The sequence below is a fragment of the Staphylococcus pettenkoferi genome (genome assembly GCF_002902685.1).
Taxonomy (GTDB): Bacteria; Bacillota; Bacilli; order Staphylococcales; family Staphylococcaceae; genus Staphylococcus; species Staphylococcus pettenkoferi.
The window spans coordinates 13,399-29,578 of record NZ_PPRN01000061.1 but is presented as its reverse complement, the minus strand read 5'-3'; the positions used below and the strand labels follow the sequence as shown (position 1 = coordinate 29,578).

Genomic DNA, 16,180 nt, shown 5'->3' with positions numbered 1-16,180 from the left:
AGATGTGTATAAGAGACAGGATTTATTGTTATATAGCGAAATTCTAATAGGTATTTCACAATTACCTATATTTGTACCTAAGGAGGAATATAAGGGATGAAATTAATTAATATATTTTTTAAGATACTAATTACTTCATTTAGTATCTTAGGAAAACAAAGTGGCGTTTATCCATGTGGAGGTTGGTGGGATGAACCTGAAGTTCCAAAAGAAATAACTGATCTGCATAAATAATCTATTAGTTAGAAAGTGTGTAAATAATGGATTTATTAAATTCTATCTTTTTACCTGTCTATCAAATGGTTATGCTATTCGTTATAATAGCTATTATTGGTAATATCAGGTATAGAACAAAAGATTTGGTCATCCTATTATTTATATTAATAGGGTGCATGATTTTTTATTTCATAATCGGTCAATTTTCCATAATTATTTTGTCGTTGAGTGTAATAGTGTATGGTTATTATAAAAAACGTTTAGTAGGTATTATTATCGCTATATTAAGTTATCTATTATCATTCATAATGAATTTCTTTACAATACTTACTATGGGAATATTTAGAGAGTACAGTCCTTTCAATTTGATTGATAATCTCATATATTCAGTTATTCATACGATATTCATATTAATACTAGCTTACTTATTCAATAAATTATTAAACATATTAAACAAATCTATTTTGTCTTTAAGTAAACTATATTTAATTTTGATTTCGTTATCATTACTTGCTGCTTTTGTAGTATTATATATGTATGTACCTAAAAACTTTATACCTTTCCCTGATTTTAAGTTTCTAGCAGGTATTTATATAATATTTACTTTAATATTTGTCTTTTTATTAATCACTATATCTTATAGTATAATCCGCGAAGTACAATACAAAAGAAACATGAAAGAAGTACAAAACTACTACGAATACACGCTTAAAATTGAAAAAATCAACAATGAGATGCGCAAATTCCGCCATGATTATGTGAATATCCTCTCAACGATGTCTGAATTTATTCGTGAGGATGATATGGAAGGTTTGCGCAAATATTTTAATGAAGAAATCGTACCTATGCAAGACAATATGCAGGCGAAATCGATTAAGATCAACGGCCTTGAGAATTTTTACGTGCGTGAAATTAAAGGTCTTCTTACGACGAAGATTCTTCAAGCGCAAGAGAAAAATATCAGAATCAGTATAGAAGTGCCTGATATTATTGAAAAGATTAATCTTCAAACGATCGACCTCTCCCGCATGATTGGCATCATCTTAGACAACGCGATTGAGGCGTCTGAACATCTTAAAGATGAGCCGCTCATCAGAGTTGGTTTTATTCAAGAGAGTGAATCTGTTACATTTATAGTAATGAATAAATGTCAACCGGACATGCCACGTGTGCACACGCTCTTTGAAGAGAATTTCTCTACCAAAGGAGACAATCGTGGTTTAGGTTTATCTACATTGAAAGAAATTGCTGAAGATAATGAGAATGTACTTCTTGATACAACGATTGAAAACGGCTTTTTCATTCAAAAAGTAGAAATATTAGACTTCGAGCCTTAAGGATGTGACGAGATTTGAAAATATTCATTTGTGAAGATGATATTAAGCAACGAGAAAGTATTGAATCCATCATTAATAACTATATTATGATCGAGGAGAAACCGATGAAAGTTGAGATGTCTACGGATGATCCTTATGCAGTACTTGAGCGTTCTAAAGAAATTAACGACATCGGTTGTTATTTTTTAGATATTCAACTAGAAGCGGACATGAACGGAATTAAGCTCGCGAGTGAAATTCGTAAACATGACCCTGTAGGCAATATCATTTTCGTAACGAGTCATAGTGAGCTCACTTATCTCACTTTCGTTTACAAAGTTTCCGCAATGGACTTTATTTTCAAAGATGAGCCAAATGAGTTACAGAAGCGTATCATTGATTGTCTGGAAACATCTGAAGCACGTCTTAAACTGCTCAGTAAAGAGAGTAATGTTGAGACGATCGAGTTGAAACGTGGTAGCAACTCCGCCTATGTACAATACGACGACGTGATGTTCTTTGAATCATCTTCCAAATCCCATCGACTTATCGCTCATTTAGATAATCGACAAATTGAATTCTACGGCAACCTGAAAGAACTGAGTCAGCTGGATGACCGCTTCTTTAGATGTCACAACAGCTTTGTTGTTAATCGACATAATATCGAGTCGATCGATTCGAAGTCACGGACAGTTTATTTTAAAAATGGTGAAGAGTGCTATGCCTCTGTCCGTAACGTGAAAAAGATATAATTACTTATTTACACACGAAAGCACCGCCCTACTCATGGGACGGTGCCTTTTTGGTGTGAAAAGAAAAATAACGGCTAGTGACTCCCTTCACCAACCGTTAAAATGTACACCCCTTATTCTTCTCTCGTTAATCCCTTTTCAACGTCCTCCCATTCGGGAATACTACTAATCGCGCCATATTGTGTCGTCACTACGCTCGCAACATAGTTACTAAAGCGCAACATGTCTTCGCCTTTCATTTTAAGCAAATCAGAAAGTGACTGCTTATCTTCTTCTAACAAGCGGGCAATAAATGCTCCGATAAAGGCATCTCCTGCTCCTGTCGTATCAATTGGTTGTACTTTAAAGCCGCCATGACTCAATTCCGTACCGTCAGCTAGATAGAGAGTCGCCCCTTCGGCACCTTTCGTATAAACGACCGCTTCTACTTGTCCTTGGAAAAGCCAGTCAATTGCTTCTCTTTCATTACTTTTACCTGTCACGAATTCAAGTTCCTCATCAGAAATCTTCACGACATGTGCCTGAGGAATAAACTGACGAATCGCCTGCTGACACGCCTCTGGACTTTCCCACAACGGCAAACGCACATTCGGATCAAACACGACCGTTCCACCTTTACGATGAAAAGTCTCAATCAATGCTTGATGTGCCTCTCGCATCTCACTCTCAACCAAGTCGACAGAACAGAAATGCATAATATCGTCTTCATGTACATCCAAAGTTTCAATATTGGCTTTATCGTACAACATGTCCGCTGATGGTTTACGATAGAACGAGAAATCGCGCTCCCCACTTGCAGTTAAGCTTACAAACGCAAGTGCAGTCATCGCTTCAGATGTTCGCAACACGTGCTTCGTTCCCACGCCAATCTCATCTAGCGTGCTTACGATTAAGTCACCAAAGGCATCTTCACCGAGTTGCGTCACCATTTCAGCATGACCATCTAACTTCGCTACTGTAGCCGCTACGTTACAAGGCGCACCTCCTACTTGGCGTGTGAAGCCTTCGACGTCTTTCAATAATATATCTGTTTGATTAGGGATAAAGTCAATCAACGCTTCCCCTATCGCAAATAAACGACGCATTATACATTCTCCTCTAAGTCATATTTCGTGAATTTCAAGTACACTTGTCCAGATTCTGTCGATGCTTTGATACCTGTCGCTTCTGAATCAGGGAAGATACGTGAAGTCAGTACGCGTTCGCCATCATTACAGAAGATTTCAATGCTTGAAGTATCTACAAAGATTTGAAGTTGCTTTAACGGCGTATCGAGAACAGTACTCCGTGTCGTGCCATCTACAGGTTCTGGCAGTGGACCGCTTTCAGAGCGATCTAACGTCAATTGTTGCGTCCGCGTATTATACGTTATCAATGTCGATTGTGTCTTAGAGGCACGCAATTCGAAATAGAGTTCTGTCGCCTCATTTTCCAAAATATCTATAATGAGTTCATACTGCTTGCCCTCGTATGGCTGCAACTTGCGATTAAATTTATTCGCATAGCCGAGTGCCGTTTCCTCATTGGTACGCAACTTCTGCAAATTCACAATCGGGCGTTGCTTTAACTTGCCATCCTCAATATGTAATGTGCGTGGGACTGTGAGACAATGCGCCCATTCATCTTCATCAGTTGGATAAGCCGTATCTGGCAAGCCCATCCAGCCTATCAAGACGCGTTCGCCATCTTCACTCGTAAACGTCTGTGGTGCGTAAAAGTCAAAGCCGTGATCAAGTTCTAAGAAATCGCCATGGTTAAACTCCAATTGTTCAATATCAAATTGACCGATTAAATAACCTGATTGGTATATATTACGATAGCGTTCGCCATCACTTTCAATACCTTGAGGACAGAACATAACGAAATCATGCCCGTCTAGTTCAAAGTAATCAGGACATTCCCACATATAGCCAAACGCATCGAGACGTGTGTGCACTTCTCCATGAAACTCCCACTTAACAATGTCTGTTGATTTATACAGGAGCAAGCGTCCAGCTTCATCTTCAGTTTGTGCACCTATAATAGCATAATAAGTATCCCCACGTTGAAAGACTTTAGGATCTCTAAAGTGTTGCGTATAGCCTTCAGGTGAACCAGCAATCACCGGTTTAGGGAATTTCGTCAACGTCCCATCGTCTTCCATTTTAGCAATCAACTGAGAGGACGTACGTGTCCAATCCTCATCCCGATGGTTACCTGTATACATGTAATACAAACGTCCTTGATACTCAAAGGCACTGCCACTATAAACGCCGTGACTATCATATTCCGTATCAGGTTTCAGAATCACGCCGTGCGGTTCAAAGTGCACGAGGTCACGACTACGGTAGTTAAACCAATATTTCAAGCCATGCACCGCGCCGAGTGGGAACCACTGATGAGAGATGTAGTACTCGCCATCGTAGTAAATCAACCCGTTTGGATCGTTCAACAGTCCCGTTTCAGGTTGAATGTGGAAAGTTTGGCGATACGGCGACTCCGCCACTTGTTCTTTCATCGCTTCTAGTGTGACTGGACTCACCGCTTCCATAGGTTGATATCGTTCTTCTCTCGTCCACGCTTTCATATCCGTTCCTCCTGTTACTTACTCATTAACTTATTCTAACATGGATAACCGCTCGTTTGGTATCGGTTCCACTTATTGATTCTTTATGATTCTCTTTCTGTAAAAAACACATCAATCATCTGTGGCGACTGAATTGATTGTTGATTGAGTGCTTTGAAAAGTTGTGCAATCGCCACTTTGCCTGCTTCACGATATTTATATTTCACTGTGTGAATCGGTGGCGACACAAGTTCAGTCATCGGATCTCCACCAAATCCAATCATTGTCGGCCAAGGATGTGGTATTTGATATTGGCTACAGTATTTGTAGACAGCCAAGGCAATAGCATCCGTAGCGCCGACTATCGTGTCATAGTGTGTGATTGAATGTTGTTGAAAACGTGCTGTGATATCTTCCAATGCTTCACGATAATTAAATGACGTTAATGTGAAGTTAGGCTGAATATTGTAATGGCTTAAAGCGTTGAGCATGCTCTTTTTACGCAACACACCTACTGCATAATCTTCTTCTGTCACGCCGAAAAATTGAACTTGAGGTGATTGCGATGTAGTGTCTGTCCCTGATTTTGACGTACTATGCTCCATCGTCTGTTGACCTATGTAGTCACCTACGAGTTGCCCAGCACGGTAGTCATCATGAACGACGCAATTGAAGCCGTCTTTACTCTGGCCAACGATCACGACAGGAACGCCCAACTGTCCAATAAGCTCTTGAAGTTCTTCAGTAATGTCCGTCGCCATAAAGATGATGCCGTCCACCTTACTACGTTGAAACATCTTTAAGGCCTCGATTTCCAAATTCTTATCCAAATTAGTGAAATTGAGTAAGAGCTGGCAATCATGCTCATCACAGGCCTCTTTCACACCACTAATCGTCTCATCCACCGCGTGAGAATTCATACGAGGAATTATAGCCCCTATCAAATTCGTGCGACGCGCTCTCAAGCTTTGCGCAAACTGGTTAGGCTGGTAATTCGTTTCTTGAATAATTTGATCTAATAACTGTTTCGTTTGTTCGCTCACTGAACCATTATTCAGATATCGCGATACCGTACTTTTAGACACGCCTGCCATCTTCGCTATATCTGTAATATTCTTCATATCTAAGACCTCTCAACACCCTTGTCATTTGCGATTTCAATCCATATTTTACCACACAGCTTGAAGTGAACCTACTCTTTAATGGGAATTAACTCGAGATTGTTATCGTCTATTTCGCGATTAGTAAAATGCCTTTCCGCCACAATAAGAAAATGCCGCTTCAATCATCACGAAAGAAGCGGCATATCTTATATTTATTAAGCTTTCTGAACTGTAATCGTCCATGAAGCGTCATCAAGTTGTTCGTAATTCGTTACTGGATAGCCTTGTTCTGCTGCCCAGTTTGGAATCGCTTCAGTGGCTTGTGTGCAGTCGAAGTCGATCTTCAATTCATCTCCTGAATCTAATGTTTCCATCTTCTTCTGTGCTTCGATGAGCGGGAATGGGCAGACCATACCTACTGTACCTAATTCATGTACCATACTTATACCTCCTGTATATTAGGTCGTTTGTGTTTGATGAGTTTTAACTTGCGCTGATTGTGATTGAGTCGCTTTCTTCGCTTGTTTCATTGGTTTAACGAACATGAAATAACTCATAAACCAAGTTCCGAGAATCATTGATGCGAGTGCAACCCAGCCTTTCCATGAGAACATTGCTGTTTCTACAAGACCATTACCGATTGAGCAACCGCCAGCTACTGAAGCACCGAAGCCCATGCATACACCGCCGATTACGCTATTACGGATTGTCTTCTTATCTGGTAAACGCCATTTGAATTCACGAGAACCACGTGCGGCGATATAAGAACCGATAAAGATACCTAAGACGAGCATTACGCCCCAGTCGATGAGTTTAAGATCGCCTGTCACTAAGAATTGTAAAATGTTCGCTGAAGGTGTTGTAATTCCTAGCCCATGCATACGCCCTGTCATTTCACTTAAAGGCCATGCGAGTAAAGCCACTAAACCAACACCGATTGCAGCTACAAATGGGTGATAGCGTTTTTCGAATAAGAGATGTCTAAGACCTGTGTATTTTTGTTTTAATTTCGGTACTGCAATTTTAGGTTTTGGTTTGCGTAGTGTTTTTACCACAAAGAATAGCGTGATCAATGTCAACGCAATAACCCAAACCCAGTTCGGAATACCTGTCGTATCGGCCATACTTGTACGGTATTGTGTAGGCTGATTGACGCGTCCCATCACAGGTTGAAGAATACCGAATTTTGTCACTGCTGAAGTGAAACCGTAAGCGACGAGTGCGACCCAACTTCCGATGAGACCTTCTCCTGCACGATACCAAGTTCCTGTTGCACAACCTCCTGCGAGAACGATACCGATACCAAAGATAAATGAACCAATAATTGTGCCAATGAGTGGATAAGATTCATGAGGCACTTTCACGACGCCAAATGCAGATAATGTAAATAGTCCAATACTTTGAACTGCAATGGCGATTAATAACGCGTAGAACATCTTGTTGTTCTTCTGGACATACATGTCACGGAATCCACCAGCGAGACAGAATCTCGTACGCTGCATAATAAATCCGAGTAGTATACCAACGATAATCCCTGTTAAGATCAACCAGTTCATAACTTCACTCCCTATTTCCGATAAAACTAATATGATTAATAACAATAATAATACTATAATATTACTATTTCAAGACTTCTGTCTAACATTATTTTTGATATTTTTCGTGTTTGAGATAAAAGTACAGATGTATACTATTAAAACGAGTATCAACCTTACTTCAGCGCGTAAAAAAGAGCGGAACGCCTCTAAAAGTTCCGCTCTTTAAAAATACCTTTGCGTTGGTATTACTAACATGTACCTTTTAACTATAGCTACATCGTCATAAATCTTAAATTAACGATCTAATTGGTCAATGTTCTCAATTGTCTTCACTGAACCGCCGTCGATAGTAACGACGATACTGAAGTTGTTTGTTGTATCTGAATCGTAAACAAGATCATCGCCCTCGTGATCGTCTGGGTCGTAATACTTATCGATGTAGTCACTCTTGCTGACATTGTGAGGTGCAATCGCAACTTGTTCAACTTCATCGTCATCATTGTAGTAAACGGCTAAATCATGATACTGCTTGAAGACGTGGTCGCGTCCATCGACTTCACCTTCTGGATGACCAAGTTTCTTCTCAACTTGCTCTCTCGTCATACCATTATTGATACCGTTGTAACCTTGTTTAGATGCTGCTTTCATATAGTTGTGATCAAATTCATCACTGAATACATCAACCTTTGCTGCATCCGGATCAGTTGGATTATCTGCTGGGTCGTCATCTTTGTCTTTATCACTAGAACTATTATCAGAATCACTAGACTTCGATTTGTTTGAGTCTTTCTTAGATGCGTGTTGTGACTGCTTGTGATCGTCTGATTTATTTGTATAGTGATCATAAAGTTTATAGGCACCAAAGATGAGCGCTGCAAGAATCGCTAAGAAGATGATTGTTGAAATCACGATCCACACTTTAGAGCCACCTCGTTTGTCTGGCTCTTGTTGATATGTATGTGGTGTTTGACGTGTTTGTTGATGTGCCCCATGAGATTGGGAAGCCGAAGATTGTGTAGTTTGGCGTGCATGATCTTGGTTACTGCCTTGATTATGTCGTTGTTGTGTAGATGTTTGTTGAGAAGCATGTTGTTGAGATTGTGTTTGCTCCTTATCTTGATTTTGTGATGTTTGTTGAGAAGCATTTGCATTTCTGAGTGGTGCGCCACAATTCACACAGAACTTTTGATTTTCTGAGTTTTTATGGCCGCAATTGGTACAGAAGACCATTGTTATACATACCCCTTTCAATCGTATTACGAAAAATGTGACATTTATTTTTATAGCTAATAAAAATAGGATAATAACAGAATGTAGTAATCATTATCCCATTCTCACTAGCTTTAATCTTAACTTTGGTAATTCTTCATAAAGAATAGTAATGACTGCAATTCGATACCTAAATCAATTTGATGAACTTGCACAGATTCTGGCGTCTCAATGCGTGCAGGTGAGAAATTCAGTATCCCCTTGACCCCTGCTTCCACCAATTGATTGGCGACATTCTGAGCAGCAGATTCAGGTGTCGTCAGAATCACTACATCTATCGCTTCATGCGCCAAAGTCTCTTGCAGTTGATCCATATGTTTTACAGCAACACTACCGATTTGTTTGCCGATAATCTCATCTCGAATATCAAACGCCTCAGTAATCGTCATTTCATCATGGATAGAGAAGTTATACGTGAGCAAGGCTTTCCCAAGGTTACCGACACCGACGAGAGCAATCTTAATATCTTGGTTCTCGTTAATTTCATTTTTAAAAAAGTTTAACAAACTATCGATGTTATAACCATAGCCTTTCTTGCCTAACTCTCCGAAGTAGGAAAAATCACGACGTATCGTTGCTGAATCTATATTTAGACCCTCGCTAATGGTCTTAGAATTAACTCGATCAATTCCCTTTGCTTTCAAGGTATTGACGAATCTATAATATAAAGGTAAACGCTTTAAAGTAGCGCGAGGAATCTTATCGCTATGAATAGCCATTTGGGCTTCCTCCTCAATATGAGTCTTCTATCAATAGAACTATTACTCTTAGATACTAATTAGCTAATGGAACGAGCCTAGGGTAAGTTAATGAGTATGCAATTTTCAATGTTTTGACTCTCGCTTGCATATGGGTCCACACTCAACTAATTTTTCGCTCAGAGAGCTCAAAAAATGGATTTTCGTTGTGGTCTAGCTCCATCATGCGTCTCGAGTCGACATTGAAAATATTTTCTAATCGCTCATTTTATCTATTATTATCTTAAGCTGATACACTTTATTATATCTTAGACTCATCGCTCCATAATAGCTATTTATTTGTAGTCGTCAATTAACATCTAGTTATCGACAATCTAAAAAATATTATACCTTAATACTTTATGAAAATAAACAACTCTTATTTTATCCAAAACCTTAATAATGTAAAATATGAAAGTGAGTGAGGTGCAAAGCAGAATGATTCTATTACAACTCAACCATATTACTAAATCATTCGACGGCGAAGACATCTTTAATGATGTCAATTTCGAAGTAAAAAGCGGCGAGCGCATCGGTATCGTTGGACGAAACGGCGCCGGTAAATCCACACTAATGAAGATAATTGCTGGCGTAGAGGATTATGACTCAGGTCACATTTCCAAAGTGAAAGACTTGAAACTCGGTTACCTCACCCAACAAATGACGCTCGATACAGAACAGACGGTCTTCGAAGCCATGTCGCAACCGTTTGAATATATCATTTCATTAGAAGAGCGTATGCGTGAAGAAACAGAGTGGCTCGCCCAACACGCAGACGACTACGAAAGTTCAGAGTACCAAGAACATATTGCGACTTACGAGAAACTCTCTAACGACTTTGAACAACGTGAAGGCTATCAATATCAGAGTAAGATCAAGACTGTGCTACACGGTTTGTCCTTTACGGAGGCAGATTTCGACCGCCCTATCAACGACTTTAGCGGTGGTCAGAAGACGCGGCTCTCTCTGGCTCAAATGTTACTGAGCGAACCTGATTTGCTACTTCTTGACGAGCCGACCAACCATTTGGATATGGAGACGACGGAGTGGCTCGAGCAATATCTCAACTTCTTTAATGGCGCGATCGTTATTATCAGTCACGACCGTTACTTTTTAGATAAAATTGTCAAACAAATCTACGACGTCTCACTAGGTGAAGTGCGTCACTACCATGGGAATTACAAACAATTTATTGAGCAACGTGACAAATATTACGAAAAGCGCATGCAAGAATATGAAGCACAACAAGCAGAGATTAAACGTTTAGAAGACTTTGTAGATAAGAATATTGCCAGAGCTTCTACGAGTGGGATGGCTAAAAGTCGTCGCAAAACCCTTGAAAAGATTGAAAAAATCGATAAGCCGATGCTCGATGCGCGGAGTGCTAACATCCAATTCGACTTTGATCGCAATACGGGTAACGATGTCTTTCATATACGTTCGCTTGAAATTGGTTATGATCAACAACCGATTACTCAACCGATTAATTTAGAGGTCTTTAAAGGCGATCACATTGCAGTTATTGGACCGAATGGAATTGGTAAATCAACGCTTATCAAGACCATTGCCAATCAACAACAAGCACTAGGCGGAGAAATTACGACTGGCGCGAACCTTCGCATCGGATACTATGACCAAAAACAAGCAGAATTTAAATCGAATAAGACGATTCTTGATTACGTTTGGGATCAATACCCTACTATGCCAGAGAAAGATATTCGTGCGGTACTTGGCCGTTTCCTCTTTGTACAAGAAGAAGTTAAGAAAGTCATCAACGACTTGTCTGGTGGCGAGAAAGCGCGTTTACAACTTGCGCTCTTAATGCTTGAACGTAATAACGTGCTTATCTTAGACGAGCCGACGAACCATTTAGATATCGATTCTAAGGAAATGTTGGAACAAGCGTTAAGTGGATTTGAAGGAACGATTATCTTCGTCTCCCACGACCGTTACTTTATCGATCAACTCGCGAATAAGGTCTTCGATCTAGACACTTCAGGCGGTTCGCTCTATCTTGGTGACTATCAATACTATGTTGAAAAGTTAGAAGAAAAGGAAGCGTTAGCTGAACACCGTAAGCAAGGTTCAGCATCATCAGAACCCCAAGAGACTGCCGCTACCTCTAATACTTATCAAGATCAGAAACAGCGTCGCAAAGAGCAACGTCAAATCGAACGCCAAATTAATGAGTATGAAGAGACGATTACCAAATGTGAGACAGAAATTGAACTTTTAGATGAACAACTTACCCAACCCGATATTTTTAGCGATCCTGAAAAAGCAGCTGAAATAGCCGAACAAAAATCACAAATCGAACACACGTTAGAAGAAGCGATGATATATTGGGAAGAATTACAAGAAAAATTGGATTAATCCTCACATAGTAGAAAGCTGAGATAGTAAAATTATGCACTGTCTCAGCTTCTTTTTTTACATTTTCTACTATTAGTTATACACACTCAAAACCCTTTAATGATACATATCCACAAAGTTATCCCAATTATCCACAAGTAATATGTAACTATTTTATCGTTCTTATCCATAACTTACTCACTCTCATACACAACTTCATACATAAGTTATCCACAAGTTGTGCACTTTATGTTGATAAGTACGCACGTTCCCTATTGACATTTCTTCGAATTCGCGTCTCGTTTCTTTATTGGAAACTTGATTGTATTTGTAATTCATCTTTGTCATACTTTAACTATCGATTAGACTCAAGAAATAGAAAGGATGTTTACTGTGTCCGCATTATTGTGGATTTATCTCGCGATTCTCATCGCACTGATTATCCTTGCGATCGTTGCGCAAATGACGATTAAAGCGATTGAGACATTGCATCTTAAGAACGCTATTCAAACGCTTTGGAACCGCAAAGCACCTCTCGAATCATTTATTCGACCTAATCATCTTTACGATCATCTCTACCTCAAACATCTTAAGCAAGATTCCCACCAAGATAATCAATACATCGATGATAAGACGTGGTCAGACTTAGATTTGGATGAATTATTCCAACAACTCAACTTTAACTTTTCCGCAATTGGCGAAATGCGACTGTTTGCCACGTTACGCGGAATGTACGCTATTGAAGACGAACAACTTATTGAAACATTCAAGAAACATCGCAGTTTTCGAGAATTTGTTTCTCTGAAGCTCGCACAAATCGGTAAATCTGTGTATCCCAAATATCCTGACGAAATTCAAACTATTCCTCGTCAGACGTTACATATGCTGAGTCCTATCTTTCCATTTATTGGACTCATCGTTATCCCATTTTCCGTTCCATTGGGAGGATTTATCGCAATTGCCGCATTGATTTATAATGTCTTTCTTTCTAGTAAGTTAAAGAAGAGTTTCGAAGACGAACTTAATTCCATGTATTATACGTCGAATGTGTTAAAACGCGCCCGTGCCATTTCCTTACACGACGAAGCACCACAGTTAGATGTTAACTTTAGTCATTTTAAAACGGCACGTTACCTCAGTGGTATTGTAGGTTCTGCCAGTGGTGCAGATGAAGCGGCTATGCTATCAAATGTTATCAAGAGCATGTTTAATCTCGACTATGTGCTCTTCCACCTGATTCAACAAAGCTTCAAAGAACACGAAGATGAAGTGTTGGCATGTTATGACTATATCGGTATGATGGACAATCATTATTCCATCGCACTATGGCGTGAAACGTTGGATACTCAAGTTAAACCAGAAACTACAGACCAACCAACTATTGATTTCGATGGTATTATTCATCCGCTACTTCCAGATGCTGTGCCAAATGATCTTAATATTCAACAGCACATTTTACTGACAGGTTCTAATGCATCAGGTAAATCCACCTTTATGAAAGCTGTAGCCATCAACTTGATTCTGGCTCAGTATACGAACACGGCACTAGCTGATCGTTTCGTCTACAAACCAGGTCATATTTACACATCAATGGCCAACCAGGATGATGTGATGTCAGGTGACAGTTACTTCATGGCAGAAATTAAATCCGTCCGTCGCTTGTTCAATTTGCCAAGTGACCACTTCAACTACTGCTTTATCGATGAAATCTTTAAAGGAACGAACACGACTGAACGTGTCGCAGCTTCGGACTCAGTGCTTGCCTATCTCGCTGCATATGACAACTATCGTATACTAGCGGCTACGCATGATATTGAGCTAGCAGAGTGGCTCCAGCAACAATATGCGAACTACCATTTCAACGAAGATATTCAAGATGACAAGATTCACTTTGACTATAAGATTAAAAAAGGTAAAGCAAATACTCGCAATGCCATCGAATTGTTGAGAATTACAAACTTCCCAGAACGTGTATATTCAGATGCCAAAGCCAATACAAAGAAACTCGAAGAATCATAAATTACAGAATAAAAAATCCGGAGATGATATGAGAATTGAAATTCCCATCATCTTCGGATTTTATTTGTTATAGAGAGTAGACTAAGAAACATATTAAAGTTAATTTGGCGTAATTAGAAAAAGGGAAGATGTAGATTTATTCACTTCTCTTCTTCTCGAAAAGTAATTAGTTGATTAAATGCGAATAAGGTATTAAATCGAACTAATTCACTATTAAAATATTTTTCAATGTGGACTCGAGACGCATGAGGGATCAAGGACACAGCGAAAATCCATTCTTTAAGCTCTTTGAGCGAAAAGAATTAGTTGAGCGTGCCCCCCCTTTGCAAGCGAGAGTAAAACATTGAAAATAAAATATTAACATAATCTTTTAAATCGAATTATTTATATACCTCTATTCCGCATTAATCATCCACGTTACACCAAAAGGATCATTAAAGATACCATATAATTTCGACCAAGCCGTCTCACCTAACGGAATTGACGCTTCGCAGCCGCCTTCAATAGCTCGGCCATAGAAATCAATTGCGCGTTGACGATCTGCTTCATCATCATAATCAAACGTCAATGAGACGGTTGCACCGCTGTTATCAATCTTGCGATGCTTGTAAGTATCACTGCAATAGAACGTCTCACCCATAATGTCAAACGACGCATGCATCGTGAAATCATCATCTACTTTGTAGTCATCAGGCATATCTTGAAAGCGCGCATCATCGCCGCCGACACGACGTATATTTGTCGCTCCAAGATGTTTTTCATAGAAATTCAAAGCTGCTAAGCTATTTCGGAAGTTAAAGTATTGAATTGCACGCATAACAGTCTAGCTCCTTTCTTCGTATTAGTCTGTTATACCCTTTCAGTGCTTTAACTATGCCTGTACTACAAATCGCTATTCACCGACTTCTTCAATATCAATACTACTACGTCCATTGAGCGCCATGTCTGCGCGCACATCATCATGATAGAGATAATACGCAACTGCCCCAATCATCGCAGCATTATCTGTACAGAGTTTCGGACTTGGTATCGACAGTTGAATCTCGTGTTCCTCACATGCTCGTGTCATTTCACGTCTCAGACCACGGTTACTTGCTACGCCACCTGCGACAATCAGATGCTTCACATCATATGTTTCACACGCTTGAATTGCCTTTCCAACAAGTACTTCGACCACACTGTTTTGGAAACTTGTTGCGATATTTGCAGCATTCACTGTCTCGCCTTTTTGTTTTAAATTATGTTGTTTATTGATGACAGCACTTTTTAAACCACTAAAGCTGAAGTCAAAGCTATCCTTCTCTAGCCACACACGAGGAAAGTCATACGTATCTTCACCTTCTGCAGCAAGTTGATCCACTTTAGGACCGCCTGGATAACCGAGACCAATCGTACGCGCTACTTTATCATACGCCTCACCTACTGCATCATCACGCGTTTCTCCTACGACTTCGAAAGAGAGATGGTCTTTCATGTAGATGAGTTCTGTATGACCACCAGATACGATGAGCGCCATTAATGGGAAAGTTAGTGGCTCTTCTAAATGATTAGCGTAAATATGTCCTGCGATATGATGTACAGGAATCAATGGTTTATCGTATGCAAAGGCTAACGCTTTCGCTGCATTGATGCCCACGAGCAAGGCACCGATGAGACCTGGCCCTTCTGTCACTGCCACTGCGTCGATATCTTCCATCGTCACTTGTGCATCTTCTAGCGCGGTGTCGATGGTTGGTATGATACCTTCGACGTGATGTCGGCTCGCTACTTCAGGTACCACACCTCCAAAGCGTTTGTGACTGTCGATTTGGCTCAATACTGTATTAGATAAAATGCGCTGGCCATCTGCAATGACACTCACACTTGTCTCATCACAACTAGATTCAATACTTAATATTAACGTTTCTTTAGTCATTTAATTTCACCCACATCACCATAGCATCTTCACCTTCACCGTAATAATTTTTCCTTTTACCACCATACTGAAAGCCTAAGTTCTCATAAACATGTTGTGCCACGTGATTGTCCACTCGAACTTCTAAACTCATGGTGTCACATTTCGTCTGCGTATAGTGCATCGCATACTTCAACAGCAACTGACCTAAACCGTAACCACGATAATCGTGCTGAATCGCAACAGTCGTAATTTGAGCTTGATCAATCACTATCCATATTCCGATATAGCCAATGATTCGCTGATCATATTCCATCACAAAATAATGCGCGAAGTTATTCTTCAATATCTCATGATAGAAAGCATCAATCGTCCACGAACTATCGTTAAAGCTTTCTCGTTCTAGATCAAACACTTGGGGCACATCGTCGGCACACAT

The 16,180-nt window shown here is 39.8% G+C and carries 15 protein-coding genes; 5 read left to right on the top strand and 10 right to left on the bottom strand.

Annotated features, from left to right (window positions below):
* Positions 1 to 96 precede the first annotated feature (96 nt).
* Genes agrD through agrA form a run of 3 tightly spaced genes read left to right on the top strand, consistent with a single transcriptional unit; the run spans position 97 to position 2,284 of the window.
* Positions 97 to 234 carry a cyclic lactone autoinducer peptide AgrD gene (gene agrD / locus CD126_RS09965; RefSeq protein WP_002471753.1) on the top strand — a complete coding sequence of 46 codons (138 nt, stop codon included), beginning with the start codon at positions 97 to 99 and terminating at the stop codon, positions 232 to 234.
* A gap of 26 nt (positions 235 to 260) precedes the next feature.
* The gene (gene agrC, locus CD126_RS12525; protein ID WP_103370420.1) at positions 261 to 1,553 is read left to right on the top strand and encodes a quorum-sensing sensor histidine kinase AgrC; all 1,293 of its coding nucleotides are present in this window, start codon (positions 261 to 263) and stop codon (positions 1,551 to 1,553) included.
* Positions 1,554 to 1,567: 14 nt separating this feature from the next.
* Complete coding sequence (agrA, locus tag CD126_RS09955) at positions 1,568 to 2,284, top strand: quorum-sensing response regulator AgrA (RefSeq protein ID WP_002471758.1); 717 nt, start codon at positions 1,568 to 1,570, stop codon at positions 2,282 to 2,284.
* A gap of 113 nt (positions 2,285 to 2,397) precedes the next feature.
* On the opposite strand, the gene CD126_RS09950 is transcribed toward agrA, so the two are convergent.
* From CD126_RS09950 to CD126_RS09920, 7 genes are all read right to left on the bottom strand, one after another.
* Positions 2,398 to 3,369: a carbohydrate kinase family protein gene (locus tag CD126_RS09950; RefSeq protein WP_103370419.1), complete on the bottom strand. Its 972-nt coding sequence runs from the start codon at positions 3,367 to 3,369 to the stop codon at positions 2,398 to 2,400.
* Positions 3,369 to 4,850, bottom strand: coding sequence for a sucrose-6-phosphate hydrolase (locus CD126_RS09945; protein WP_049405864.1), 1,482 nt, complete (start codon positions 4,848 to 4,850; stop codon positions 3,369 to 3,371). The genes CD126_RS09950 and CD126_RS09945 overlap by 1 nt, the downstream gene beginning before the upstream one ends.
* An 83-nt stretch (positions 4,851 to 4,933) precedes the next feature.
* Entirely contained in the window at positions 4,934 to 5,950 is a 1,017-nt protein-coding gene (locus tag CD126_RS09940) for a LacI family DNA-binding transcriptional regulator (protein ID WP_103370418.1), read from the bottom strand.
* Positions 5,951 to 6,147: 197 nt separating this feature from the next.
* A complete protein-coding gene (locus tag CD126_RS09935; RefSeq protein ID WP_002471757.1) occupies positions 6,148 to 6,372 on the bottom strand; it encodes a sulfurtransferase TusA family protein in 225 nt (74 codons plus the stop codon).
* An 18-nt stretch (positions 6,373 to 6,390) separates the two neighbouring features.
* Positions 6,391 to 7,488, bottom strand: coding sequence for a YeeE/YedE family protein (locus CD126_RS09930; protein WP_103370417.1), 1,098 nt, complete (start codon positions 7,486 to 7,488; stop codon positions 6,391 to 6,393).
* Between the two features lie 276 nt (positions 7,489 to 7,764).
* Positions 7,765 to 8,700, bottom strand: coding sequence for a zinc ribbon domain-containing protein (locus CD126_RS09925; protein WP_049405869.1), 936 nt, complete (start codon positions 8,698 to 8,700; stop codon positions 7,765 to 7,767).
* Positions 8,701 to 8,819: 119 nt separating this feature from the next.
* Positions 8,820 to 9,458: a redox-sensing transcriptional repressor Rex gene (locus CD126_RS09920; protein ID WP_049405871.1), complete on the bottom strand. Its 639-nt coding sequence runs from the start codon at positions 9,456 to 9,458 to the stop codon at positions 8,820 to 8,822.
* A 456-nt stretch (positions 9,459 to 9,914) separates the two neighbouring features.
* Between CD126_RS09920 and CD126_RS09915 the strand changes: the two genes are divergently transcribed.
* On the top strand, positions 9,915 to 11,849 hold the full coding sequence (locus tag CD126_RS09915; protein ID WP_049405873.1) for an ABC-F family ATP-binding cassette domain-containing protein: 1,935 nt from the start codon (positions 9,915 to 9,917) through the stop codon (positions 11,847 to 11,849).
* 363 nt (positions 11,850 to 12,212) lie between these two features.
* The gene (locus CD126_RS09910) at positions 12,213 to 13,847 is read left to right on the top strand and encodes a MutS-related protein (RefSeq protein ID WP_049405875.1); all 1,635 of its coding nucleotides are present in this window, start codon (positions 12,213 to 12,215) and stop codon (positions 13,845 to 13,847) included.
* Positions 13,848 to 14,241: 394 nt separating this feature from the next.
* On the opposite strand, the gene CD126_RS09905 is transcribed toward CD126_RS09910, so the two are convergent.
* From CD126_RS09905 to rimI, 3 genes are all read right to left on the bottom strand, one after another.
* Positions 14,242 to 14,664 (bottom strand): VOC family protein, encoded by a 423-nt coding sequence (locus CD126_RS09905; RefSeq protein ID WP_103370416.1) that lies wholly within the window; start codon positions 14,662 to 14,664, stop codon positions 14,242 to 14,244.
* A gap of 75 nt (positions 14,665 to 14,739) precedes the next feature.
* The gene (gene tsaD, locus CD126_RS09900; protein WP_103370415.1) at positions 14,740 to 15,762 is read right to left on the bottom strand and encodes a tRNA (adenosine(37)-N6)-threonylcarbamoyltransferase complex transferase subunit TsaD; all 1,023 of its coding nucleotides are present in this window, start codon (positions 15,760 to 15,762) and stop codon (positions 14,740 to 14,742) included.
* Entirely contained in the window at positions 15,755 to 16,180 is a 426-nt protein-coding gene (rimI, locus tag CD126_RS09895; protein WP_371091355.1) for a ribosomal protein S18-alanine N-acetyltransferase, read from the bottom strand. The genes tsaD and rimI overlap by 8 nt, the downstream gene beginning before the upstream one ends.